Annotated in this window: 25 protein-coding genes; 20 read left to right on the forward strand and 5 right to left on the reverse strand. The window is 39.7% G+C overall.

Going from position 1 to position 25,250, the window contains the following annotated elements; all coding sequences use genetic code 11:
• The first annotated feature begins 11 nt into the window (after positions 1 to 11).
• From G613_RS0104005 to G613_RS0104025, 5 genes are all read left to right on the forward strand, one after another.
• Positions 12 to 1,550, forward strand: a complete 1,539-nt coding sequence (locus tag G613_RS0104005; protein ID WP_029231432.1) for an MBOAT family O-acyltransferase — start codon at positions 12 to 14, stop codon at positions 1,548 to 1,550.
• Positions 1,551 to 1,579: 29 nt separating this feature from the next.
• Entirely contained in the window at positions 1,580 to 2,680 is a 1,101-nt protein-coding gene (locus G613_RS0104010; RefSeq protein WP_029231433.1) for a hypothetical protein, read from the forward strand.
• A gap of 57 nt (positions 2,681 to 2,737) precedes the next feature.
• Positions 2,738 to 2,983 carry a TIGR03905 family TSCPD domain-containing protein gene (locus G613_RS0104015; protein WP_029231434.1) on the forward strand — a complete coding sequence of 82 codons (246 nt, stop codon included), beginning with the start codon at positions 2,738 to 2,740 and terminating at the stop codon, positions 2,981 to 2,983.
• A 30-nt stretch (positions 2,984 to 3,013) separates the two neighbouring features.
• Entirely contained in the window at positions 3,014 to 4,093 is a 1,080-nt protein-coding gene (locus G613_RS0104020; RefSeq protein WP_029231435.1) for an undecaprenyldiphospho-muramoylpentapeptide beta-N-acetylglucosaminyltransferase, read from the forward strand.
• Between the two features lie 158 nt (positions 4,094 to 4,251).
• Positions 4,252 to 4,452, forward strand: a complete 201-nt coding sequence (locus G613_RS0104025; protein ID WP_029231436.1) for a hypothetical protein — start codon at positions 4,252 to 4,254, stop codon at positions 4,450 to 4,452.
• Positions 4,453 to 4,516: 64 nt separating this feature from the next.
• On the opposite strand, the gene G613_RS0104030 is transcribed toward G613_RS0104025, so the two are convergent.
• Positions 4,517 to 5,059: an NADH peroxidase gene (locus G613_RS0104030; RefSeq protein WP_029231437.1), complete on the reverse strand. Its 543-nt coding sequence runs from the start codon at positions 5,057 to 5,059 to the stop codon at positions 4,517 to 4,519.
• Between the two features lie 269 nt (positions 5,060 to 5,328).
• Here G613_RS0104030 and G613_RS0104035 point away from each other — a divergent pair, with 269 nt between their 5' ends.
• From G613_RS0104035 to G613_RS0104070, 8 genes are all read left to right on the forward strand, one after another.
• Positions 5,329 to 6,195, forward strand: coding sequence for a MurR/RpiR family transcriptional regulator (locus G613_RS0104035; protein ID WP_029231438.1), 867 nt, complete (start codon positions 5,329 to 5,331; stop codon positions 6,193 to 6,195).
• 9 nt (positions 6,196 to 6,204) lie between these two features.
• Positions 6,205 to 6,684 (forward strand): S-ribosylhomocysteine lyase, encoded by a 480-nt coding sequence (locus G613_RS0104040; RefSeq protein WP_029231439.1) that lies wholly within the window; start codon positions 6,205 to 6,207, stop codon positions 6,682 to 6,684.
• An 18-nt stretch (positions 6,685 to 6,702) separates the two neighbouring features.
• On the forward strand, positions 6,703 to 7,398 hold the full coding sequence (locus G613_RS0104045) for a 5'-methylthioadenosine/adenosylhomocysteine nucleosidase (protein ID WP_029231440.1): 696 nt from the start codon (positions 6,703 to 6,705) through the stop codon (positions 7,396 to 7,398).
• 143 nt (positions 7,399 to 7,541) lie between these two features.
• Positions 7,542 to 9,122 (forward strand): glucose-6-phosphate isomerase, encoded by a 1,581-nt coding sequence (locus tag G613_RS0104050; protein ID WP_029231441.1) that lies wholly within the window; start codon positions 7,542 to 7,544, stop codon positions 9,120 to 9,122.
• 143 nt (positions 9,123 to 9,265) lie between these two features.
• Positions 9,266 to 10,198 (forward strand): glycoside hydrolase family 43 protein, encoded by a 933-nt coding sequence (locus tag G613_RS0104055; protein ID WP_029231442.1) that lies wholly within the window; start codon positions 9,266 to 9,268, stop codon positions 10,196 to 10,198.
• A gap of 117 nt (positions 10,199 to 10,315) precedes the next feature.
• Positions 10,316 to 11,830 (forward strand): sensor histidine kinase, encoded by a 1,515-nt coding sequence (locus G613_RS0104060; RefSeq protein WP_029231443.1) that lies wholly within the window; start codon positions 10,316 to 10,318, stop codon positions 11,828 to 11,830.
• A gap of 23 nt (positions 11,831 to 11,853) precedes the next feature.
• Positions 11,854 to 12,543, forward strand: a complete 690-nt coding sequence (locus tag G613_RS0104065; RefSeq protein ID WP_013279449.1) for a response regulator transcription factor — start codon at positions 11,854 to 11,856, stop codon at positions 12,541 to 12,543.
• A gap of 60 nt (positions 12,544 to 12,603) precedes the next feature.
• Positions 12,604 to 13,893, forward strand: coding sequence for a sensor histidine kinase (locus tag G613_RS0104070; protein WP_029231444.1), 1,290 nt, complete (start codon positions 12,604 to 12,606; stop codon positions 13,891 to 13,893).
• On the opposite strand, the gene G613_RS18440 is transcribed toward G613_RS0104070, so the two are convergent.
• Positions 13,882 to 14,478, reverse strand: a complete 597-nt coding sequence (locus tag G613_RS18440) for a response regulator (protein ID WP_029231445.1) — start codon at positions 14,476 to 14,478, stop codon at positions 13,882 to 13,884. The genes G613_RS0104070 and G613_RS18440 overlap by 12 nt on opposite strands.
• 280 nt (positions 14,479 to 14,758) lie before the next feature.
• On the opposite strand from G613_RS18440, the gene G613_RS0104080 reads away from it, so the two are divergent.
• The 3 genes from G613_RS0104080 (at position 14,759) to G613_RS0104090 (ending at position 18,793) form a co-directional block, all read left to right on the forward strand.
• Positions 14,759 to 16,420 (forward strand): InlB B-repeat-containing protein, encoded by a 1,662-nt coding sequence (locus tag G613_RS0104080; RefSeq protein ID WP_029231446.1) that lies wholly within the window; start codon positions 14,759 to 14,761, stop codon positions 16,418 to 16,420.
• 133 nt (positions 16,421 to 16,553) lie between these two features.
• Positions 16,554 to 17,327, forward strand: coding sequence for an RluA family pseudouridine synthase (locus tag G613_RS0104085; protein ID WP_029231447.1), 774 nt, complete (start codon positions 16,554 to 16,556; stop codon positions 17,325 to 17,327).
• Between the two features lie 17 nt (positions 17,328 to 17,344).
• The gene (locus G613_RS0104090) at positions 17,345 to 18,793 is read left to right on the forward strand and encodes an O-antigen ligase family protein (RefSeq protein WP_029231448.1); all 1,449 of its coding nucleotides are present in this window, start codon (positions 17,345 to 17,347) and stop codon (positions 18,791 to 18,793) included.
• Here G613_RS0104090 and G613_RS0104095 read toward each other — a convergent pair.
• Positions 18,767 to 19,252, reverse strand: coding sequence for a hypothetical protein (locus G613_RS0104095; protein WP_029231449.1), 486 nt, complete (start codon positions 19,250 to 19,252; stop codon positions 18,767 to 18,769). The two genes, G613_RS0104090 and G613_RS0104095, sit on opposite strands and share 27 nt — an antisense overlap.
• 143 nt (positions 19,253 to 19,395) lie before the next feature.
• On the opposite strand from G613_RS0104095, the gene G613_RS0104100 reads away from it, so the two are divergent.
• Both G613_RS0104100 and G613_RS0104105 read left to right on the forward strand, forming a co-directional pair.
• Positions 19,396 to 20,205, forward strand: a complete 810-nt coding sequence (locus G613_RS0104100) for a polyphosphate polymerase domain-containing protein (protein ID WP_330361441.1) — start codon at positions 19,396 to 19,398, stop codon at positions 20,203 to 20,205.
• Between the two features lie 33 nt (positions 20,206 to 20,238).
• The gene (locus G613_RS0104105) at positions 20,239 to 20,925 is read left to right on the forward strand and encodes a DUF4956 domain-containing protein (protein ID WP_029231451.1); all 687 of its coding nucleotides are present in this window, start codon (positions 20,239 to 20,241) and stop codon (positions 20,923 to 20,925) included.
• 70 nt (positions 20,926 to 20,995) lie between these two features.
• On the opposite strand, the gene G613_RS0104110 is transcribed toward G613_RS0104105, so the two are convergent.
• Positions 20,996 to 22,315 carry a sensor histidine kinase gene (locus tag G613_RS0104110; RefSeq protein ID WP_029231452.1) on the reverse strand — a complete coding sequence of 440 codons (1,320 nt, stop codon included), beginning with the start codon at positions 22,313 to 22,315 and terminating at the stop codon, positions 20,996 to 20,998.
• 35 nt (positions 22,316 to 22,350) lie between these two features.
• Positions 22,351 to 23,022, reverse strand: coding sequence for a response regulator transcription factor (locus G613_RS0104115; protein WP_029231453.1), 672 nt, complete (start codon positions 23,020 to 23,022; stop codon positions 22,351 to 22,353).
• Positions 23,023 to 23,199: 177 nt separating this feature from the next.
• Here G613_RS0104115 and G613_RS0104120 point away from each other — a divergent pair, with 177 nt between their 5' ends.
• Positions 23,200 to 24,375 (forward strand): DUF3810 domain-containing protein, encoded by a 1,176-nt coding sequence (locus tag G613_RS0104120; RefSeq protein WP_029231454.1) that lies wholly within the window; start codon positions 23,200 to 23,202, stop codon positions 24,373 to 24,375.
• Positions 24,376 to 24,421: 46 nt separating this feature from the next.
• Positions 24,422 to 25,111, forward strand: a complete 690-nt coding sequence (locus tag G613_RS0104125) for a hypothetical protein (RefSeq protein ID WP_029231455.1) — start codon at positions 24,422 to 24,424, stop codon at positions 25,109 to 25,111.
• The last annotated feature ends 139 nt before the right edge of the window (positions 25,112 to 25,250 follow it).

The raw sequence follows: 25,250 nt of genomic DNA on the forward strand, positions 1-25,250 counted from the left end.
TGGAGATACTTATGGGTTTTAATTCCTTTACATTTATATTGGTGTTCTTGCCAATTTTGCTTTTTGGTTGGAACGTATTCAATAAATTAGAGAAATATACAGTGGCAGATGTCTTTTTGACATTAATGTCACTGTATTTCTATTACACTTTTGGCGTTGAGTTTTTGCTGGTACTGTTGGCAAGTACACTTGGCAATTATGTTCTTAGTTTAGTACTTCATGTATCAGAGAAAAAATCTAATATTCAAACTACTATAAAAGTAGTCGGCGTATTGTTTAACCTATCTATTCTTTTCTATTTCAAATACCTGGGATTTTTTATCGATAATATCAATGCTCTTACGGGAGCAACAATAACTGCCAAGGAAATACTGATGCCCATTGGAATCAGCTTTTTTACCTTTGGACAGATATCTTTTATTGTAGACAGGGCAAATGGAAAAGCACCTCATTACCCATTTCTTAGCTATCTAATGTTCGCCTTTTATTTCCCTAAGCTTATCCAGGGACCTATAGCTTTCCACAAGGAGATGATAGATCAGTTCCAGGATAGCAGTCTTAGAAAATATGACTCAGATAAAATGGCGCGAGGCTTAATGTCTTTTATCATCGGATTATCCAAGAAGGTATTACTTGCAGATAACCTTGCCAAGGCTGTTAACTACGGTTTTCATTACACCTATTATTTGGATACACTCACAGTTATCCTGGTTATGCTGGCCTATACTTTCGAGATTTATCTTGATTTCTCGGGGTATTGTGATATGGCAAATGGTGTGAGCCTGATGCTGGGATTTGAGCTTCCAACTAACTTTAATTCTCCCTACAAGGCAGCTACTTCCAAGGAGCTTTGGCAGAGATGGCATATGACTTTGTCCAGATTTTTTATCAAGTATGTTTATATTCCTCTTGGAGGCAGCAGAAGGGGCAAGATCCGGACGCTGGTTAATGTCCTTATAGTATTTGTTCTTAGCGGATTGTGGCACGGAGCAGGATGGACCTATGTATGTTGGGGACTTATGCAGGGACTCTTAGTTGTTTGGGATAATCTTGGAATAACTGGGGTAAAAGAACTTTCGGATGGCGAAGGAAGTAGCAAAAAAGCAAAGTATCTTTTTAGAGAAAAGCCGCTTATTACATTGCCAAGACCAGTTGGAACAGCCATAACTTTTACTATGTTTGTGATATCCCTTATATTCTTTGGCTCTCAGGATCTTAACTACGTGGGAGCAATGTTTAACAGGCTCTTTGTGTGGACTTATCCGGGATTTTTGTACAAGACTGCAGAGAATCTCAAGATTCCGGAGAACTATATTTTCAGACAGCTCTTTACACAGCTTGGCAAAGATAATCTGGTAAATAGCGTATATGTGGCAACCTTTGTGATTCTGATAGCTATCAGCGGATTTGTTATGACCAGAAAGAATACAAAGGAAATTGTGGCAGAGACTAAGTTTGATGGGAAGACTATTGCAGGATTAGCAGTACTGTTCATTTGGTCCTTTATCTCCCTTTCAAATGTCAGCACCTTCATATACTTCCAGTTCTAAGATGAACTGAAAAAGAAAGATATAATTATATGAATCAAAATAGTAGTTCAAAAAATTTTATAAGAAGGCTATTCATCACAATATTAGTAGTTGCGGTTTTGGTAGGCGGAGTAGTTTATGCTTTTGATCCTTTCTATCATTATCACAAGCCATGGTTTGGGCTAAAGGCAGTTCTTAATGACAAGGAATATCAGTGCATCGGAACTCTGAGAAACTTCGATTATGACGCACTTTTAGTGGGATCCTCTGTAATGGAGAATAATGACAATGCCTGGTATGACAGTGCCTATGGAGTTAAGTCCATAAAGGCAATCAGAAGCTATGGTGCAACTGCGGATCTGTGTTATCTAATGGATGCAGCCTATGAGAAGCATGATATTAAAAGGGTATTTTACAATATAGATCCATCAGCACTTTCTGCATCTACACAGACTACATATGAGTCCACAGGATGCCCAATGTATCTGTATGACAAGAATCCTTTTAATGATGTGAGATATCTTTTTAATAAGGATGTTTTATTTGAAAAGATTCCTTATCAGCTGGCTAATTCATTTTTAGGTGACTATGACGAGGGCCTTTCCTATAACTGGGCAAAGTGGAAGAGCTTTAACAGTGATATGGCGCTTGGTTTATACCATAGATCCAATGAAGTAGTGCCTATGATGGATGAAACAGTTTATGAAAAAGAGCTTGCGGGGAATATAGCTCTTTTGACAAGCCAGGTTGAGGCACATCCTGAAACAGAGTTCATTTTCTTTTATCCTGTTTATTCCATGCTGTGGTGGGATGGAGTAGTAAGAAGCGGCGAAAGAGATGCTTATATTTATAATGAAATTCAGATGACAAAGGCTCTTTTACAGTATGACAATGTAAGAATCTTCTGTTTCCAGGCTCAGGAGGAGGTGGCCACAAACCTTGAGCTTTACATGGATTCTATTCACTTTGCGCCTGAGATAAATAAGCTCATGCTGGATGAAATTATTGCAGGGGAATATGAGCTGACCAAGGATAACTATGTTGATAAAATCCAGGAAGTTAAGGCGTTTTCTGAGCGAGTTGTGAATGATTATATAGTTCCCTATGAGGAAAAGGGACTTTTGAATTACCAAACTGTTGCAGAACAATAAGATATGTTATACTATACTCCGAATTACACGTAAGTGAGTTAGGAGTATAGTTTTTTTATGGTTTACAAGACAAAAGGAACCTGCTCAACACAGATAGATATTGAGGTTGAGGAAGGTGTTATCAAACACGTAGAGTTTACTAACGGATGTAACGGTAATCTTCAGGGAGTATCAAGGCTTGTTGAAGGTATGAAGTGCGAAGATGCTATTGCTAAGCTTAGAGGCATCAAGTGCGGCTTCAAGAATACATCTTGCCCGGATCAGTTGTCATATGCTATTGAGCAGGCAATGCAGCAGGCTTAATAATTTGCAATCTGAAAGAAGGTCATAGAATTGAGCGAAAATGCTAATAAGAAAATCGTCCTTACAGGTGGCGGAAGTGCAGGACATGTAACACCTAATATCGCACTGATTCCTGCACTTAAGAAGGCGGGATATGAGATTTTTTACATTGGTTCTTATGATGGAATCGAGAAGAAACTTATTGAGGACTACAATATTCCATATTTCGGAATAGCAACCGGTAAGCTTCGCAGATATTTCGATCCCAAGAACTTTTCAGATCCATTCAGAGTTATGAAGGGATTTACTGAATCCATTTCTCTTCTCAAGAAGATAAAGCCGGATATTATTTTTTCTAAGGGTGGATTTGTAAGTGTACCAGTAGTAAGGGCAGCACGTTTTCTGGGAATTCCTTATATTGTGCATGAGTCCGATATTACACCGGGTCTTGCAAATAAGCTTAGTATGAATGGAGCCAATAAGATTTGCTGCAACTTCCCGGAGACCATGAGACTTCTTCCTGCCGATAAGGCTATCCTTACCGGAACACCGATAAGAGACGAGCTTGGAAAGGGATCAAGAGAAGAAGGAAAGAGAATCTGTGGTTTTACAGATGATAAGCCGGTTCTCATGGTAATAGGCGGAAGCCTTGGTGCTCAGTCAGTTAATGAGACTGTAAGATTTGCACTGCCTAGACTCCTTCCGGAGTTTAATGTTGTTCATATCTGCGGCAAGGAGAAAATGGATAACCTAAAATTATCTGTTCCGGGATACAAGCAGTTTGAATACGTTAAGAACGAGCTTAAGGATTTGTTTGCAATGGCAGACATCGTGGTTTCAAGAGCAGGAGCCAATTCAATCTGCGAGCTTTTGGCACTTAAGAAACCTAATATATTAATTCCTCTTTCAACCAAATCAAGCAGAGGGGATCAGATGCTTAATGCAAGATCCTTTGAACAGCAGGGATTTTCACTTGTTATTGATAATGATGAGCTGGATGAGGATATCTTAGTAGAGACAATTGAGGACCTCTATGAGAATAGAGAAAAGTTCCTTGTAAATATGAGTAAGAGTAGCCTTCAGTCAGCTACAGACGCTATTGTGAGAATACTTAATGAGGAAGTACAGTGAGGTTTCACTGTACTTCTTTTTGATTAGAAACAAGCGGTAAAACATATTGTTACAAATGTGATAGAAGTCAGTACAAAAGGGGAAACTAAGTGATATCATTTAGTTCCTTGCAAGGGAAAATTATATTTACATTTAAATTAAATGGAGAGTAAAAAAGTATGAGAAAGTGGAATAACGCTGAGATCGTATCAATCGAGCTCAACGCAACAGCAAACGGTAGTGAGTACTGGGATCAGGAAGCTACAAAGTATCAGAAGGCTAGAAACTGGGACGAGGAAGATGTTAGAATTTCTGTTGGCCCTACAACTGGTGTAGTAGAGCCAGGAACAACTTCAGTTGTTGCTGATCTTCATTCTTGATAATAAGAATACGTTAAAAGAGCCCTATTCCTGCGTGGAATAGAGCTCTTTTTTATTATCTCTTTTATCCAAAATATCTCTTAAGGAGACCTGCAAATGCCTTGCCGTGTCTTGCCTCGTCGCGTCCGATTTCATGAACTGCGTCATGGATAGCATCAAGGTCAAGAGCTTTTGCTTTCTTAGCCAGATCAGCACGACCCTGTGTTGCGCCATACTCAGCATCAGCACGAAGCTCAAGATTCTTCTTGGTAGAATCAGTAATAACTTCGCCGAGGAGTTCTGCAAAGTGAGCAGCATGCTCAGCTTCTTCCCAGGCAGCCTTTTCAAAGAATGCACCAATCTCAGGATAGCCCTCACGGATAGCTACTCTGGACATTGCAAGATACATACCAACCTCTGAACACTCGCCGTTGAACATTTCACGAAGGCCGTTCTTGATTTCATCAGGAGCACTGGATGCCACACCAACTACATGCTCGCAAGCCCAAACCTTTTCGCCTTCCTGCTTGGTGAACTTCTCTGCAGGAGCCTTACATACAGGACAAGCCTCCGGTGGCTGATCTCCCTCGTGAACGTAACCGCAAACCTGACATACCCACTTCATAATCTAGTCTCCTTTCTTGCGCTATACGCAAAAGTGCATGAATGCACTAAAATACAAGAAATCTCTACCTATCAAGCATAGCACAAATAGTAATTTCATTGTGCACTATTTATAAATATTTAATAGATACTTTTGAAAACTTTGAAAATTAATTTCGCTATTGAAACTCGTTTTACTGTATACTAAATATGTGAAGTTTTGAACATTGTTAAACGATATATTAATAACACGTGCTTATATCGTTTTTGTGCAAATAAGACAGGAGAAACCTCATGAATATTGTCAGCGAAAAAATCAAAAGTTGCTACGATACATTACCATCGGCAGAAAAAATGGTAGCGGATTTTGTGCTTGAGAGAAAAGACGATCTTTTCCAATATCCGATAAAAGAACTTGCCAGATTATCAGGTACTACGCAGGCTGCATGGACCAGATTTGCCCAGGCCATTGGTTATACAGGTCTTAAGGATCTGAAAAATGCATATTACTCTGAAGCAAATGTATCTCTCAAACAGGCTGATAAAGGCCCAAAGATTGCATTTAAGGACGTTAACGAGTATACTTCATTACAGTCGATTGCTGATAATATTTGTGCTACAAGTGTGCAGGCTATCCAAACGACGTATCGATTGTTTGACACAGGCAATTTCAGTGAAATCGTAAACAAGATTGTTACAGCCAAACAGATACAGATATTTGGTGTAGGTACAGCAGGCGTTGCGGCATATGATCTGTATTGTAAGCTTCTTAGAATTCACTACAATGTTGTTTTTAATCAGGATCATCATATGAATTTGATGACAGTTTCTCAGATTGGACCTGAGGACGTTGCCATGTTCTTTGTAGATAATCCTAAGAATAAAGAGGTTATGCAGCTTTTCAACATTGCTAGTAAAAAAGATGCAATTACAATAGCCATCACAAAGCTTGGCAATAATACCCTTACTACAGGATGTAAGCATGTTCTTTTTACAACTTCTCCGGAGATTGATAAAAAGAGCGGAATAACCAGCTCAAGATTTGCTCAGCTCTTTATGGTTGATACACTTTATACAGCAATCTGCAATCGCGATTATAATAATATTCGTGAGTATCTTAGATTTTCTTACGAGGTATTCAACGAACAACCTAAGGAGTAAATAATTACTATGGAAAAAATAGCTAGTTTTACAGTCAATCACCTTGACTTAGAGCCTGGAATTTATGTATCAAGAAAAGATAAGGTTGGACAGGAAACAATTACGACCTTTGATCTTAGAATGACAGCGCCTAACAAAGAGCCTGTTATGAATACTGCTGAGGTGCATACTATGGAGCATCTTGGAGCCACATTCCTTCGTAATGATCCGGAGTATAAGGACAGAACAATCTATTTCGGACCTATGGGATGCAGAACAGGATTTTATGTTGTTCTTGCAGGGGATCTTTCTTCTAAAGATATTGTTCCTCTTATTACCAGAATGTATGAGTTCATAAGAGATTTTAAGGGCGAGGTTCCGGGAGCCAGTGCAAGAGATTGTGGAAACTATCTTGATATGAATCTTGGTATGGCAAATTTCCTTGCAAAGAGATATCTTGATAACACTCTTTATAACATTGATGACAAACATCTTGTATATCCAGAATAATTGAAAGCGAGAAGCGGCATGAAAATTGGTATTATTGGTGCTATGGAAGTTGAGGTTGAAACCCTTAAAAGTAGCATGACTGTTAAAAATACAGTTAAGAAAGCTTCCATGGAATTTTTTGAAGGAACCTTGGGAAGTACAGAAGTTGTAGTAGTAAGAAGTGGTATTTGTAAGGTTAACGCAGGTATCTGCGTTCAGATTCTTGTTGATACCTTTGGTGTTACACATGTCATCAACACAGGAGCAGCAGGATCTCTTGATGCCAGGATCAACATTGGAGACATAGTTCTTTCAACTGATGCTTGTTATCACGATGTAGACGCCACAGTATTTGGTTATAAGAAGGGCGAAATCCCTCAGCTTGGAACGCAAGTCTTCACAGCTGATGCTGGGCTTAGAGAAAAGGCAAAAGCAGCAATCAAGGTTGCAGCGCCTGATCTTGGCATATTCGAAGGACGAGTCTGCAGTGGAGACCAGTTCATTTGTGATAAAGCTGTAAAAGATGCTATTATCAAGGATTTTGGCGGAATGTGCTGCGAGATGGAAGGAACAGGAATCGCACAGGCATGTTTCCTTAATAATATTCCATTCCTGATCATCAGAGCTATTTCTGATAAGGCTGATGGAAGCGAGATAATGGACTATCCCGAGTTTGAAGCTAAGGCTGCCAAGGACTGCGCTGCAGCAACAATGGAACTTTTAAAATCATTATAATTTGCAGAAAAAGCGAGCGACCTGGCACATAAATCATATTGTCAGGTCGCTTTTTCTCTGATACACTTTATGACGGAATACGTTTTCCGTACTATGTTCATAATAGTAACATTTCACATATATTCCAATAGGAGGCTTTTAAAATGGTGAATTGGAACAATCTAGACACACTTAAATCTTACGATGCCCTTAAGAACACAGCTACTGTGAATCTTGTAGAGGCTATGACAGGTGCAAATGGCGCTGAGAGAGTTAAGAAATACTCAGTTCCTATGGCAGCAGGCCTTGATTTTAACTATGCAGCAAAAGAGGTAGATGACAACATTTTATCTGCTCTTGCAGCCCTTGCAGATGAGGCTCAGCTGGCTGAGAAGTATGAAGCTCTCTATAACGGCGAAGTTATAAATACAGGTGAAAAGAGAATGGTTCTTCACCAGCTCACACGTGGTCAGCTTGGAGAGAATGTAATGGCTGATGGCGTTAACAAGCGTGAGTTCTATGTAAAAGAGCAGCAGAGAATTGCAGATTTTGCCAAGAAGGTTCACTCTGGTGAGATCACAAATGCTAAGGGTGAGAAGTTCACAACTGTAGTACAGATTGGTATCGGTGGATCAGACCTTGGTCCAAGAGCTATGTATCTTGCTCTTGAGAACTGGGCTAAGAAGACCGGAAACTTCAAGATGGAAGCAAAGTTCATCAGTAACGTAGATCCTGATGATGCCAGCGCAGTTCTTAACTCAGTTGATGTTAATCGTACTATCTTTATCCTGGTTTCTAAGTCAGGAACAACTCTTGAAACTCTGACAAATGAGTCTTTTGTAACAGACGCACTCAAAAAGGCAGGTCTTGAGCAGGGTAAGCACATGATCGCTGTTACTTCAGAGACTTCACCTCTTGCAAAGAGTGATAACTACCTTGAAGCTTTCTTCATGGATGACTATATCGGAGGACGTTATTCTTCAACATCAGGCGTAGGCGGGGCAGTTCTTTCACTTGCTTTTGGTCCTGACGTATTTGCTCAGTTCCTTGAGGGCGCAGCAGAAGAAGATAAGCTTGCAGCTAACAAGGATATGCTTAAGAACCCAGCAATGCTTGATGCTATGATTGGTGTATATGAGAGAAATGTTCTGGGCTATGATAGCACAACAGTACTTCCTTATTCACAGGGACTTAGCCGTTTCCCTGCACACCTTCAGCAGCTTGATATGGAGTCTAACGGTAAGAGCGTTAACCGTTTCGGAGATCCTATTAACTATGTAACAGGACCGGTTATCTTCGGTGAGCCCGGAACAAACGGACAGCACTCCTTCTATCAGCTCCTTCACCAGGGAACAGATATTATTCCACTTCAGTTCATCGGCTTTAGAAACAGCCAGCTGGGGAATGATGTAAATATTCAGGACAGCACATCTCAGCAGAAGCTTTGCGCTAACGTAGCTGCTCAGATCGTTGCTTTTGCCTGCGGTAAAAAAGATGAGAATGCAAACAAGAACTTCAAGGGCGGACGTCCTTCAAGTATCATCATTGGTGATGAGCTTAATCCTAAGTCTCTTGGTGCACTCCTTGCACACTTCGAGAACAAGGTAATGTTCCAAGGATTTGTTTGGAACATCAATTCCTTCGATCAGGAAGGCGTTCAGCTTGGTAAGGTTCTTGCCAAGAAGGTTCTTGCTCATGAGACAGACGGAGCACTTGCTGAGTACAGCAAACTTCTTAATATCTGATAAATAGGCACATAAATTCAGGTCATGCTTCTTGAAAAAGGAGCATGGCCTTTTTGTTGGCTTTTTTATGCTAACGGTTCCACTTTGTTTGAATTATGCTATAATATTTTAGAAAAATCAAAACAATATCCAAGGAGGGTTACATGGGAGCTTATTTATTCGTTCATTTTAAAGAGAAATACACACCTGACGGGGAACAGGTTTATTTTGGAGTATCCAAAGATGGATTTAACTGGGAGCAGGTTAACGGTGGCAAGCCGATTTTGGAAAGTCACCTTGGAGAAAAGGGTGTAAGAGACCATACAATCATTAGAAAAAAGGACAACACATTTGTAATTCTGGCTACAGATCTTTGTATTGCCAGCAATTTTGAATCTGTTTATGAAAAGAACTGGAATAAGGTTAACAGAGAAGGAAGTAAATGCCTTTCCAAGTGGGAATCCAAGGACCTTATAAACTGGTCAGAGCAGGAACTCATAAAAGTGGTCGATGATGATTATGGCTGCGCCTGGGCACCGGACATCATCTACGATGAAGAGGCCGGTGATTACATGGTTCACTGGTCATCAAGATATCCAGCCCAGTCTGATAACTTCATGGCCATCTACTACGCCAAGACTGCAGATTTTATAAATTTTACAGCTCCCACCAAGCTTTGCGATAAGATAGATACCGGAATCATAGATTCTAACATAGTTTATGAGGATGGTTATTACTACAGGTTTGTAAAAAGCGACTTTAATCCGGCACATATAATTCTTGAAAGAGGCAAGTCTTTAACCGGAGAATATGAGAGAATGCCTGCTTTCGACGAGGAAATGAATAAGCTTGAGGATGGTCAGTATGAAGCACCGACCTGTTACAAACTTCCTGATGGCAGCTGGTGCCTGATGCTGGATTTCTACGGTTGTGAGAAAGAGAAGCAGGGATATGTTCCATTTGTGGCAAAAGATATTTCTACAGGCCGATTTGTGCGCTCTGACAAGGAGTTTAGCTTCCCTTATGGCTTTAAACATGGCACAGTTATGCTTATTACAGATGAGGAATACGACAGGATAAAGAAGGCCTTTAAGTGAAAATTTTATAAAGTTGAAACATATATTACGAAATCGGGAATTTGATATTAACAATCATGAACGATTTTATGATATAATTTTGATAGGTGCATAGATATAGGTTGCCGGGGGTGCATGATGCGTTTTCGTACAAAACTCTTAATCACGTCTGTGGCGATAGTTATTATTCCTATTATCTTGGCAATCGGTACATTTTTTGCGATAGGCAGATATCTAGTTTATGAACAGAAGCTTGACGATTTTTCGAATGGTTTTGACTATAGCATGGTGTCAAATCCAAGTGAAGCTTTTGCTGATATGACAGATGAAGTTACACATGATATAGCGCTTGCACTGATAGTTAATCCATTTATCCTTGAAGACAAGGACTTCCTGGAGAGTGTAGACAGCAAGATTGCAACTAAATATTCTTTTCTCCTGGTAAAGCGAGGCGAGGATATCTATTATGTGGCAAACATGGATCGTGCCAAGGATGTAGTAGATGAACTGCCAGGCTATGGAACAGATGTAAATGGCATATATTATACTGCTTCCAAACATTTAGTTAAGCAGATTGATTTCAGGTTTTCCACAGGTGATCAGGGAAGCCTCTACATTATTTCAGGTATCCGAACTGCACTCACAGCATCAATGTTCATTTATATGGGAGTTGCGATTATTCTGATTCTTTTGATCACCAGTGTTCTTTTGACAATGTGGATAGGAAACAGCTTCTTTAAGCCTATAGATGAGCTTAACGTGGCGATGCAGCATATTCAGGACGGTAATTTCGATTACATTCTTCCTACGGATATCAAGGAAAAAGGCGAGATTGGAGCCATGTATCGTAATTACGAGGACATGAGACTGAGGTTAAAAGAGTCTGCTGAGGAAAAGATTGAACGGGAAAAGCAGAACAAAGAGCTTATCAGTAATATCTCCCACGACCTGAAAACTCCTATTACTGCGATAAAAGGTTATTCCCAGGGACTTCTCGAAGGCGTTGCGGATAGCCCTGAGAAACAGATGAAGTACATTAAGATCATTAACAATAAGGCCAATGATATGAACAACCTTATTAATGAGCTGACCTTGTACTCCAGTATTGATAATAATAGAATTCCATATAATTTCATTAGACTTAACGTCGGTGAGTATTTTGGAGACTGTATAGAAGAGATTGGTGCAGACTTAGAGAGCAAATCAATCAAGCTTAATTACTCAAATCTTACAACTCCGGATACGCAGATTGTAGCTGACCCTGAGCAGATTAAGCGAGTGGTCAACAACGTAGTTAGTAACAGTGTTAAATATCTTGATAGAGATGACGGAACAGGTCAGATTGATATCAGGATTTTGGATGAGATAGATTCCATCAGAGTAGAGCTTGAGGACAATGGTAAGGGAATCGCACAAAGAGACATTCCAAACATTTTCGACAGGTTCTATCGTACAGATGCTTCCAGAAACTCCAAGCAGGGAGGAAGCGGAATCGGATTATCTATTGTTAAGAAGATAATCGAAGATCATGGCGGTTATATATGGGCAACCAGCCATGAGGGAGAAGGAACCTGCATGCATTTCGTATTACGTAAATATGTTGAGTATGCTGATAATCAGGAAACAGTTACAGTAGAACATGAAACACAATAATCAATAGAAAGGCAGATAAGTGTATGAGTAGAATTCTTATTGTTGAGGATGAAGAGGCCATTGCTGATCTTGAAAAGGATTATCTTGAGCTAAGCGATTTCGAAGTAAAAATCGAGAATACCGGAGATGCAGGTCTTGAGACTGCTCTTGCAGAAGAGTTTGATCTTATAATCCTGGATCTGATGCTTCCCGGAATGGATGGATTTGAGGTTTGTAAGCATATCAGAGAAAAGAAGGATGTGCCGATCCTCATGGTTTCAGCCAAGAAGGATGATATCGATAAAATCAGAGGCTTAGGTCTTGGAGCAGATGACTATATCACCAAGCCATTTAGCCCATCTGAACTTGTTGCCCGTGTTAAGGCTCATATGGCAAGATATTCAAGACTTGTTGGATCAGGCCACGAGAACAACGATTTCGTTGAGATCAGAGGACTCAAGATCGACAAGACAGCCAGAAGAGTATATGTAGATGACGAGGAGAAGAGCTTCACAACTAAGGAGTTTGATCTTCTTACATTCCTTGCAGAGAATCCTAATCACGTATTCACCAAGGAAGAGCTCTTTAGAAAGATCTGGAACATGGATTCCATCGGTGATATTGCAACTGTAACAGTTCATATCAAGAAGATCCGTGAGAAGATTGAGTATGATACCTCTAATCCACAGTACATCGAGACAATCTGGGGTGTTGGATATCGCTTTAAGGTTTAATTGCTGATAACTCCTATCTGGTCTTGTGCCAGGTAGGAGTTTTTTATAGGAGGCCAATTAATGACCGATGTAATCAGGACAACAAATCTCATTCTGGTATCAACAGGTTTTATCGTTTCTTTAGTGGGATTAGTTCAGGTTCTGTTTAGCAGAAATATAGAAAAAAAGACAAGATATTTCTTTTATAGTTTGTTTTCTGTTCTGGAATTATATACTCTGTGTATTCTGATAAGGGAGCTGACTCATTCCAATGTTGGAAGTTATAGCTGGGTAGTTCTTTCTAAAGTGGTGTTGTTTGGACAGGCTTTTTTTGCCTCGGTTCTGACAGTTCTGATCACTGCATTTCTACTATTTCAAACAGGTGAAGAAAACTGGATAAAGAATAAGGTGCTTATAGCTACAATTATCCTGTGGCTGTGTTATCAGGGACTACTTATCAGTAATATTTTTACAGGCAGTATCTATGAGGTTGACGATAACAATGTATATTCCAGAGGACCGATGTTTGCCGTCCTAGTAGTGCCAACAATAATGATAATGATAATTGACTTATTCATTATCTTTTGGAAGAGAAAGAAATACACTTCCAAGCAGATCAAGGCGTTTCTGGTATATTCGATACTGCCAATGATGGCCATGATAATACAAACAAGGCTTCTTGGAGTTCACCTTATTGTCTTGAGCTCAGTTTTGGCTACTTTTTTCATGCTGATTTGCATTATTAGCGATCAGAACGAGAAGTATTACAAAAAGGAGGCAGAAAATGCCCAGCTAAAGATAAACATTCTTTTAGCACAGATTCAGCCCCATTTTTTGTATAACAGTCTTACTACTATAAAATATCTATGTGCAAAGGATTCAAAAAAAGCAGAAGAGGCTCTGGATTATTTCATTAGTTATCTTCGTTATAATGTGGATTCACTTTCGAATGATGCGCCAATAGAATTTGAAAAAGAACTGGAGCATGTAAAGGGGTATTTAGAACTTCAGAAATTACGTTTTGGAGATGACCTTGAAATTGAGTATGACATAGAAACAACTGATTTTAAGATGCCTACCCTCACACTTCAGCCGCTTGTGGAAAATGCAGTAAATTACGGTGTAAGAAAAAATGAAGATGGACAGGGTATAGTAAAAATAATCACACGAAAGAAAGATGACCATGTAGAGGTCATTGTTGAAGACAACGGACCGGGATTTGTATATGATCCATCTCCAAATGCCAGGCAAAAGCTTCATGTTGGTGTAAAAAATGTTATGGAGAGAATTGCACGTATATCTGGAGGGGAACTTACCTATGAATCTGAAGTGGGTAAGGGAACAAGAGCAATAATAAAACTATATAAATGACATGCCTTGAATTGGGTGGCGAAGAGAAGAGAGTTGTTTTTTGATATCTTCGGCGTGGAGTGGTTTAAGAAGATATCCGCTCGCGCCAGTCTTCCATGCATCAAGAGCATAATCTGAATGACTTGTCAGGAAAATAATATTTACAAGTGGATTAAGTCTAAGGAACTGTTTGCACAGATCAAGACCATTTTCGTTTCCAAGTTCAATATCCAGGAAAATTATACCTACATCGTTGCTTTCAACGTATGCAAGAGCTTCGGAAGGCTTTGTAAAGCCTGTGATATTGACACCGGGGAGAGTTTCTTCAAGTACAGATATTGCTCCTTGTAAAAGAATTCGCTCATCATCCAGAACAATAATATCAGCCTGAGTATCAGAAGCATCTAGTGAATTGGTAAAAACTGATACGTCTACATTAAGAGCCTTGGCTATTCGAGACATGATGACAAGATCTGGGACTCTTCGGCCACTTTCCCAATTGGCCACGCTACATCTACTTACGAAAGCCTTATCTGCAAGGTCTTGCTGAGATAATTGACTTTCTGTTCTAAGCTTTTTTATAAGTGCTCCAAAAGAATTGTCCATGTAATTCCCTATCTATTTTCGAAAAATCATAGGTTACATCACTATAATATCACTAATTTTGTTTCAAAATAAAGCCATTCTTTCAAATAAAATTTCAGAAAAGCCTTTATTTATCAGTGTTTCACGACTGCTTAAGACTTTTTATCCCGTGTTTATAAAGGTATGGATTGTTTACAGGATGTGTCAGCCTGAAACTTTCAAAAGTTCAGTCGAGGGGACTAGAATGGACCTACCAAGAAAAAACGGGAACGTGAAACCCAAAGATAAGGAGGTCTTTATTATGAAGGTGAATTATAGAACATGGTTAGCTATGGTACTTAGTTTTGCACTTATGATTCAGGCACCGGTTGTTGCGTTCGCTGAGGGCGAAGAAGAAAATGGAAATCCTGGTTCTGAGCAAAACGAAATTGAAAATGAAGGTGAAGGAGCTGAGACTGGCGATCAAACTGGTGAGGGCGGAAATACTGGAGAAAACAATCAGACTGGCGATAATCAGAACGAAGGAGGAAATCAGGACGCTCAATCTCCTGTAGATCCATTTACTACTGAGGCAGCATCTTCTGAAACCCAGCAGTCTTATAATAACAATGAGATTGGATATGATGCTAAAAATAGTGGATTTAATGTTTACGGAATGTCCGGTTCTAATCAAATAAAAACAACTTATAGCAATGCTGGATATCAGACTTATGTAAATAGTAATGAAAACCAGATTGGCGTAAATGGTTTCAAGTATAATAATGCATATACTGTAGATGGTGTTAATACCACTATATCTGCGACAGTAGAAGGTTCAGATGTATTGATAAGATATGAAATCAATAATACTACTGGTGAAAGCAAAACTGTCAAAGTAGGATCTGCTGCAGATACAATGATTGGAACAAACGATAGTGCTCCAGTTGGATATTTAGCTGAGGGTACAGGAATATATATGAATCAGGGCGACCAGGGAGGAACATCCTTTGCATTATTGCCTTCATCAGAAGAAGATGCATTTACTACTCTTTGGTATGGCTATTATGGACAAAGAAGAGATAATGTTTTTAATTCTCAGGAAAATACAGCTGAATATTCTGGTGATAGTGGAATGGCGTATTCCTGGACTATAACTGTTGATCCTGAGTCAACAGCGACAAGAACAGCAGTGTTCAGAATTGGCAACATTGTACTTAGACAGATTACATATGATGCTAATGAAGGAGAAGGAATTATTGCCGGAACTACAGTTATCGGAGGAACTCCACAGAATGTAGTTGTTAAAGTAAATGATGGCTCAATAACAAAAGATGGCTATGATTTTGCTGGATGGGGTACATCAGCAGATGCAGCTACTGCAACATATTTTGGCGGTGAAACAATTGATTTGGGTTCTAGCGTTAATGATATTAAGCTTTATGCTCTTTGGCAGCTTGTAAAAGCTACTAATCCTAATGTAACTATTGAAGAAGTTGTTCAGATGGTTCAGGCAGAAGCAGTTGTTGAAGAAGCAGTTCAGGAAGTTACGACTAACCCTACAATAAATGAGACACTTCAAACACTTGGAACAGAGGGTATTAATATTATTACAACTCAGACTGGTGACGCGCTTCCAACAAATGAGCTTGGGAATGCAGAGGCAGTAACAAGAACTATTTCTCTTGATATCACAAAGGTTACACCAGCACAGTATAGGGATGTTGTAACAACTACAGTTCAGACTGTTCCAGTAAATGGTGTCGCTGTTATAGAAACAAATGATGTATCAATGCTTGATAATAATATTATAGAAGCTATGTCTTCTCGTCCTGACCTGGCAATCAATATAGTTTTCAGGCACGATGGAGTTAAGAAGAGAGTAGTTATCCCTCCAGGATACGATGTTAAATCTCTTCTGGATGAGAATGGATATTGTGGATTCCTTAGACTTGCAGCAATACTCGGATACACAATTCTTGAGTAACAAGTACCATTTTCACAATGTTCATATATCCCTTCTTGGTAGCCGTCGCACTAATTAGTGCGGCGGCTTCTTTGTACTATTTTATTTGCAGGAATGATATACTAAAGGCTATAAGATACGCGATGAGGTACGTATGAGAGATATTAAGTGGATATATGAAGATGATGATATTTTGGTTTGTCATAAGCCGGCTGGAGTGGCCACAGAAGGGGCTAAAGCCTACAATATGGATGTGGTAAGTGCTGCCAGAAATTATTTAAACAGGCAAAATAGAGGAAAGACAGCGGATAGAAAGCCGCCTTATGTGGCAACAGTACATCGTTTGGATCAGCCTGTAGAGGGAGTTCTGATCCTTGCAAAGAATAAGAAAGCTGCTACCAGTCTGGCTTCGCAGATAAAAGATCGAGCTACAGATAAGTATTATTATGCACTTTGCAGGGGCTCGTTTGAGGAAAAAAAGGGACGACTTGAAAATCTCCTTGTTAGAAAAGAGGATGGCTTTGCTGCTGTAGTTACAGAAGAAGAGAGTAAAACTCTTAAGGATGGCGCCATTACTAGTGATAATGGAGAAAAAATTAGGATAATTGCCGGAGAAGTTAAGAAGGCGATTCTTGAGTATGAGGTTGTGGTGGAAAAGGAAGATGTGTCACTTCTCAAGGTTAAGCTTATGACTGGTAGATTCCATCAGATCAGAGTACAGATGGCGAACCTTGGTCATCCTATAATTGGAGATCAGAAGTATGGATCAGATGAATCTTTGGAATTAACTCAGAAAATGGGGGCAAAGGACGTTTGCCTTGTAAGCTTCAAATATGTTATCAAGCACCCATCTACACACAAGAGGATGGAATTTGAGATAACTCCTGACAATCCTCAGATAAAAGAAATGCTTAATACTACTACATAACAAGGAACAAAGACTAAATGCAGATTCTCTACACAATATATCTGATACTTATATGCACCGTTTTACCTATATATATGAAGGATGGCTATTATGAACTTGGTGAAGCTAAGGCTCTTGGCTACCTTGTTATGAGTGCTCCATTCGCAGCACTCATGATTTATAATGTCATATTTTCGGCCAAATCACGAAAACCAGAAAAGGCAACTAGTATTTCTCTTACAGAGTTCTTTATGTATGGAACTGCATTTTCTATGGCTATTTCACTTTTATTTTCTGTGGATAAAAAAGTTGCCTTTACAGGTTATGCCGGCTGGAGAAACGGATTTTTGATTTCTTTTATAGCGCTTGCAATTGGTTTTGCTTTCAGTAAAAGCAGGTTCATTGTTAAGGACTGGCTTATTGTTCTTATATTAGTTTTTCCATTTTTTGAATTCGTTCTATCTATTCTTAACAGATTCTCTATTTATCCAATTTTGTTTAATGGTCAGGGTAATTCATTCCTTGCCACAATCGGAAACATCAACTGGTATTGTGGATTTCTGTCTATATGGGTTCCGCTTGGCATTGGAATAATGTATCTGCAAAAGAAATTCTCGTGGAAATTTTGGGCGTGCGGAGTGTACGTGGTTACAGGCCTTGTAGCTCTTTTTCTTCAGGGAAGTAACGGCGGAAGCTTAATTCTTTTGGCAAGTTACTTGCTGCTCCTATGGTGGTCCTTAAGCAGTAGAGAGGGATTTTATAGATTTCTTATCCAGCTTTTTGTACTTGGCCTTTCAATGTTTATTGTCTATGTGACTCTGTGGTTTGCCTCAGGGTCATATAACTACGAGGGAAATCTATTGGTATCAATATGCGAGGCCAATATCGGAATAATCCTCATGGCAGCAGCTTTTTTCATCTACAGAGTAAGCAGATTATTTGAAGAAATAAAAGTCCCTTTCAGAGAGAGACTTTATAAATCTATTGCGGGAGTAGGTATTGTTTTGCTTATCGGCGTAGGTTCTGTCTGGACTGTTCTTAGTTTTAGTGATGATTTTGGAAATGGCAGAGGAATCATCTATCGCATGTGCTTGGATATTTATATGGGACTTCCGTCCTGGCAAAAGCTTGTGGGAATAGGTCAGGATTGCCTCTATCCCTATGCCATGGCAGATGCAATATGGAGCAGCTCCTTTAGAAATGTATTTGGAGAACTGGCTCTTACCAACGCTCACTGCGAATTATTATCAGTTCTTATTGAAAGAGGACTATTGGGGGCTTTTCTTTATCTTGGACTTTTTGTTTCAGTGATACTGATGCTTTTCAGGGTAAAAGAAAAGGAGCCCAAAGCAGTATCTCTTGGACTCCCAATAATTTCATATTTTGTCTTTAATCAGATTTCTTTTTCTCAGGTAATGTCTATGCCATACCTCTATATTCTGATAGGGATGGCTACCACCTTAAGTGAGATCGGGAATCGGAATTGAGTCATCCAAATCGTGGAAAAAGGTTCTGGTTTCCACGATTCCATAAAGGGCCTCTTTGTATTCCCAAAGAAACTTCTCATTAATATTTTCTTTTCCATACATCATAACGCGGCCGGTGTAGGCATTAATGGTTGAAACATAACGCTTATCCTGGTCGAATTTCTTAAGGATTTCATCCTTTCTGCGTTTGTGGTGCTTGGCTGCAAATTTTCTGATATCAATCTGCAAATCTACAGGCAGAGGTTTTTCTCTTTCGTGAGCTGCGTGTAGATATTTGTCGTAAGTTTCTTCATCAATTTTCTCAAAATGATCCACAAACTCAAGACAACATGCACCATCTGGTAGTAATAGTCGTACTCTGTCTGCCCCATACACTTCTTCTACCTCGGCAACGACCTGGGGAACTAGTGGCTTGCCATTGTAGTCCAAAATGATAACTTTGTCACCTTTTTTATACATGTGTTATCCTCCCCTATTGTTGATGTCTGGTGATTTATTAATTATACCATGAAACGTGCATTTCCCTTTGTTAATAAAATCTAAAATTGTCTTTTTGTAGAAAAAATTTTGGTTTTAAGTAATTTTTAGGTTGCCTATTTAGAATGACTTCAACAGAAAACAAAAAAACAGTTTTTGCTCTGAACGGAAGGAATAAAGAAATGGCAGGATTTAAAGATGTTTTTGAAAGAATAGAAACGAAATTTCTGTTGGATGATATGCAGTACAAAGAGCTTATGAAGAGGCTGGAAAATATGGCAGCCGTCGACAGCTACGGAAAAACATCCATCTTAAACATATATTTTGATACTCCCGATTATAAGCTGATCGAGAGGTCATTGGAAAAACCCGTGTATAAAGAAAAACTGAGACTGAGGACCTACGGCGTTGCAGAAGATGACACCAATGCTTTTATAGAGATTAAGAAAAAGTATAAAGGTGTTGTCTACAAGAGAAGAATATCAATGCCGTACAAAGAAGCAATGGAGTACCTTGTTGAAGGAAAAAGACCTGAAAAGACAAGTCAGATTTCAAATGAGATAGATTATTTCCTTGGGTACTACAAAGGTATAAGACCGGCAATGGCCATATCCTATGACAGGATAGCAATGGCAGGGATCTATGATCCGGAGCTTAGGATCACTTTTGATACTAACATCAGATGGAGAACAGAAAAGCTCTCCTTAAAGGAAGGAAACACAGGAACTGAGATTTTACTTCCGGGCCAGCATCTTATGGAACTGAAAATAGCAGGAGCCATGTCGGTGGAGATGGCAAGAATTCTGGACGAACTTAACATCAGGCAAACATCTTTTTCTAAGTATGGAAGAGGATATCAGGACTTATTGAGTCAGAATATAGAGAAGGCAAGAAAGGAACAATCCCAAATTGCCACATTTCGAAGAGCAGTTTAAGAACAATGTTTTTGAGGAAAAGGAGATAATACTATGACAACAGATATGATTTTTGGAAGCATAATGGCAAGTGGCACAATTACAGGGGCAACATTCCTGATAGCCACACTTTGCTCTCTTGCAATCGGAATATTCATTGCGTTTATGTACACGATCAAGAATAACTATTCTAAGAGCTATATTGTGACGTTAGCTCTTTTGCCGGCAATAGTACAGGTGGTTATCATGCTTGTAAATGGTAATATTGGCGCAGGTGTTGCCGTTGCCGGAGCATTCTCTCTTGTAAGATTCCGTAGTGCACCTGGAACTGGAAAAGAGATCACAAGCATTTTCCTTGCAATGGCAGTTGGTCTTGCAACAGGTATGGGATATATCGGAATCGCTGCAATGTTCGCAGTAATAATCACACTGGCAAATCTTATTCTGTCCAATTGTGGATTTGGAGACAGCCTCGCAGAGGAGAAAACTCTTAAGATAGCAGTTCCGGAGAGCCTTGATTTTGAAGGTATCTTTGATGACATATTTGAAAGATATACAGCAAAAGCCGAGCTTGAAGAAGTTAAGACTTCAGGCATGGGTAGCATTTATAAGCTTACCTATAAGGTTGTTCTCAGACAGAAGGCCAGCACAAAGGCTATGATCGATGAGATGAGACAGAGAAATGGAAACCTTGAGATCAGCTGTTCAAGACCGGTTATGGTTAAGAGCGAGGAACTGTAATTTAAGCTTCACAAGGATGTAGAAAAAACCGTTATCAGATCCGAATTGTTGTCTGATAACGGTTTTTGTTTTATTTCTGAGTTTTATTTTTGGGAAGCTGTTTCGGGAGCTTAACTATAAACCTGATAATCTTATCTCCGTCCCGTACTGCTTCTATGTTTCCGCCATGGGAAACGGCTATTGCACGGGCAACGGAAAGACCTATTCCATAGCCTCCGGTGTCACGGCTTCTGGAAGAATCTGCCCTATAGAATCTGTCAAATAATCTGTCCAGATTTCCATCCGGAATACAGTCGTAGGTATTTGAAACCTCCAGGACTATATTTTTATCTTTTGACAAGATCACGTGAATGCTGCCCTTTTCTGAGGAATACTTAATAGCATTATCAAGTAGCAAAGATGCCAATTGATTCATGGAGTTCTTATCACCGGTAATGTGTATTCCATCTGTGATATCAACCTGGTAGTTCTTTCCTTTGGATTCGGCTACAGCTTGGAAAGAACTTGCGGTTTCTGCGATGGTCTGGCTTAGGTTAAAGTCTGAGAAAACGACATTTATTCTCTCTTCATCCATTCTGGACAGGGTCAAAAGATTTTTTACCAGACTGTTCATCCTCTTGGTCTGATTGCGGATACTGCTTGTCCATTCATTTTTACCGGATTCAAGTTCCAAAACATCCACGTTTGCTGAGATGACAGCAAGGGGAGTTTTTAGCTCGTGACCAGCGTCTGTGATGAATCTCTTTTGCTTTTCAAGGGATTCCACAACAGGAGCCACAGCCTGACTTGAGAAAATGAATACCAGGATGAACATTGCAATAAGTGCCAATGCTCCAATTAGTAGTGACTGAGTTAACAGTTTAAATGCGTTGAATATAGAGGAACTTAGGTCAATGAATACGATAAAAGAGGATCCGTCATCTTTTGAGGCTTTTTTATAGCGGTAGGAGTGGTACATCCCTTTGATTTTGGAGGAGGAGTATACCTTGGCCGCATAGTCCTTGGCGGAATCTTCGGAAACTGCTGCAATGTGAGACACATCTGTCTCTGTGACATTGCCCTGTGCATCGAATCTTACAACAAAGTATCTCGACTGGTAGGGCATTTCCGCAGATCGGATGTTGTTTAATCTGTTGAAATCAAAGGGTGAATCCGGACCAAAGCGCTCATTGGGTGGGATGAAATCTTCCTCGAAATCTTTTTTGAAAGCCTGTTCCCTCATACCGGGAAATTGTCCGTCGTTGGTGGTCAGAATGGATAACAGGTTATCAGCATCCTGATACATACTATGAAGATTGACGACATTGATTATTCCGATCATTACAGCCAGTATCAGCAAAAGAGATAACATGGCGGTTATTACGAATTTTTTTCTGAGTTTTTTGACCATTTTTATCCTCGCATTTGTTTAGAGAGAAGAAAGAATCAGGTCTCGTTTATTGAATAGCCAAGGCCTCTTGAAGCTTTTATTTCACAGGTTGCGCCAAGGGATGTCAGTTTTTTCCTGAGATTGGATACATATACCCAGACTACGTTTACATCTGCTTCTCCGTCGGCCCAGATGCGGTCCATAAAAGAATCGACAGAGATAATCCTGCCCGGAGATGTCATCAGCATTTCCATCATCTGGAATTCGCGGCCTGACAGGCGGATTTTGTCGTGATCCGGAGTTGAGAGTTCATAACCTGATCTGTCCAAAGTTAGATTACCGCAGGTTAGATTAGGCTGTGAAAAGTCCGCTTTTCTTCTGAGCATAGCACGGACTCTTGCCAGAAGTTCGCCCATATCAAAGGGCTTGGGAAGGTAATCGTCTGCGCCTAGGTCCAGACCTTTTATCCTGTCTTCCACCTCTGTTTTGGCGGTAAGAAATAGAACAGGGGTTGAAAGACCTTTTTCACGGATCTTTTTGAGAACCTCTGTGCCGTCCATTCCTGGCATCATGATATCGAGAATAATACCGTCGTAGTCGCCTGCAAGGGCATAGTCAAGGGCATCGGTGCCGTTATAGACAGCATCTACCGTGTAATTACTATGTTTAAGAATGGCAACAAGCGCGTTGACCAGTTCTGTTTCATCGTCTGCAATAAGAAGTTTCATATTAACCGTCCATTTCCTGCTATCTTTAGTTACTCTTTAATTTTATCAAAAGAAGGCTGTGATTGCTACTTATGTAATTATGTATAAACTATGAACAGATTTAGTGTTTTTGGACATTTGCAGTACATATTTGGAGAGTAAAATATGCATTAACTTGATTTATCAGGGGGGATTGCAATGAAGAAAAGGGGAAGTGCTTTTTCTTTACCCATTATAATAACAATGGCGCTATGCGTTATCTTTAATCTGGCTGCATGGAAGAGTGCGGCTTTTTCTGACTTCTACGTAACTAATATTTTTCCTAAGATCACAAGTATATATGGAAGGATCACCAGCCTTGTTCATTTTTCCGTAGGGGAGAAAATGCTTGTTGCTGTGGTGATTTATCTTACGGTGGTTGTACTTTTTGTTGTTTTCCATACAATTCTTATGCTGTATGGAAAGCTGAAGAAATCTCACGGTAAAAGATATACATCCATGGCAAAGTTCTGCGATGCTATGTCAGATGGGTTATACAGGGTCACACCGGTTCTTTTGGCAATCACAATGGTTGTAATGAGTCTTAACTGCTTTGTACTGTATCACTGCTCTAAGCTTGAGGTGGTTCCTGACAAGGAAAGCGAGCAATACAATCTGGAGGAACTGGCCCAGCTTCGTGACTATATCGTTCGCAAATGCAATGAGTTATCCACCAAGGTGCCCCATGACGAGAACGGGAATGTGAAGTTTGAGGGGGACATGGCGGGGACAGCAATTGCCGCAATGCAGAATATATCAGGGGATTATCCAAGGCTTGGTGGTTATTATGTAACTCCCAAAGCTCTTTATTTTTCTGATTTCATGTGCCAGCAGTACATGCAGGGGTACTATTTCCCATTTTCTATGGAAGCTAATTACAATGACACCATGAATCTTATGAATAAGCCTTTTACCATGTGCCATGAACTTGCCCATACCCATGGATATATTTATGAAGACGAGGCAAATTTCTTTGGATTTTTGGCCTGCATAAGTTCAGATGATATTGTTTTCCAGTACAGTGGCTATCTGGGAGTTCTCAATTACGTCAACAATGATTTTTATAAGGCTGTCAGTGAAAAAGAATATAAGTCTCACGTGAAGATATCGGACAGAGTTAAATATGATAATCAGTTTCTGTCCCAGGAAGGTTGGCAGGAAGTTGAGAAAAAAGCTGTAATCAAGACTGAGACGGTAAAAAAGGCAGCAGATGCCTTTATTGATACTAATCTTAAGGTGAACGGAGTTTCCTCGGGAAAAGTTAGTTACGCTCACGTTGTAGGGCTTATTATGGACTACTACTATGAGAATTGCATATTGGCATCAGCAGGCTAAGAGGTATAATAGGACTATCGGACTTTACACAGAAATGGAGATTTAGATGAAAAAGAAAAGATCAGTTCTATTAACTACGCTTCTTATGATAGTTCTCTTAGCAGGTTGTAAGCCTTCTGAGGAAAAGCTAAGTGAGGCTGAAAGCGCCAGGTCTTCGCTACTTGCTGCGAGAGATACTGCAGAGGAAACCTATCTTGATATTGCAGATACATCAATGAGATCAGAGCTCGATGCACTTGGTGTCCAGGTTGCAGAAATAGAAGCAATCGATTTTACAAATATGAGTGACAAGAAGATCAACGAAGTTCTTCCCAAGATTGCAGAGCTGTCAGAGAGTTACGGCACTGTCCAGGCCAAGCTGTCAGGAACCTATCAGGAAGAGACAGCGGTAAAAAAGGAGCAGGCCAAGAATGTTCAGATTGATGCTTATATCATCAATAAAATGGGTGCTGATCTTTCAAGTATTGTTCTTCATGACTTATCAGCGGATACATATTCTGATGATTTAATAGCTGGAGAAGATGCGCTTACAGCGGGCTACACACTTATGGGTGTTAAGCTTGAGATATATACTGATAGTTCACAGTGGGAGTTTGTAGTAACCGATACTGCGGGAAATACTTACAACGTTCCATGTGAGGATCTGCGAGGCTTCACGGAGAAGGGCGTTTCTTTATCCTTTGAATATGATAAGGAGACGGATTCAGGCGTAGTAACTTTTGGCGGATACTTCTAAAACTTGATTTATTTTACGTTTTTTGTTAAAAATGAACAAAATCTTAAGGAAATCTTAAGATATTATGCACAAGTTCATTCGTGACATTATTTTTTTTCGAGTATATAATCTTATTTCGTACTGAAGCAATTGGCTTGCA

The sequence above is a fragment of the Butyrivibrio sp. VCB2006 genome, assembly GCF_000420945.1.
Taxonomy (GTDB): domain Bacteria; phylum Bacillota; class Clostridia; order Lachnospirales; family Lachnospiraceae; genus Butyrivibrio.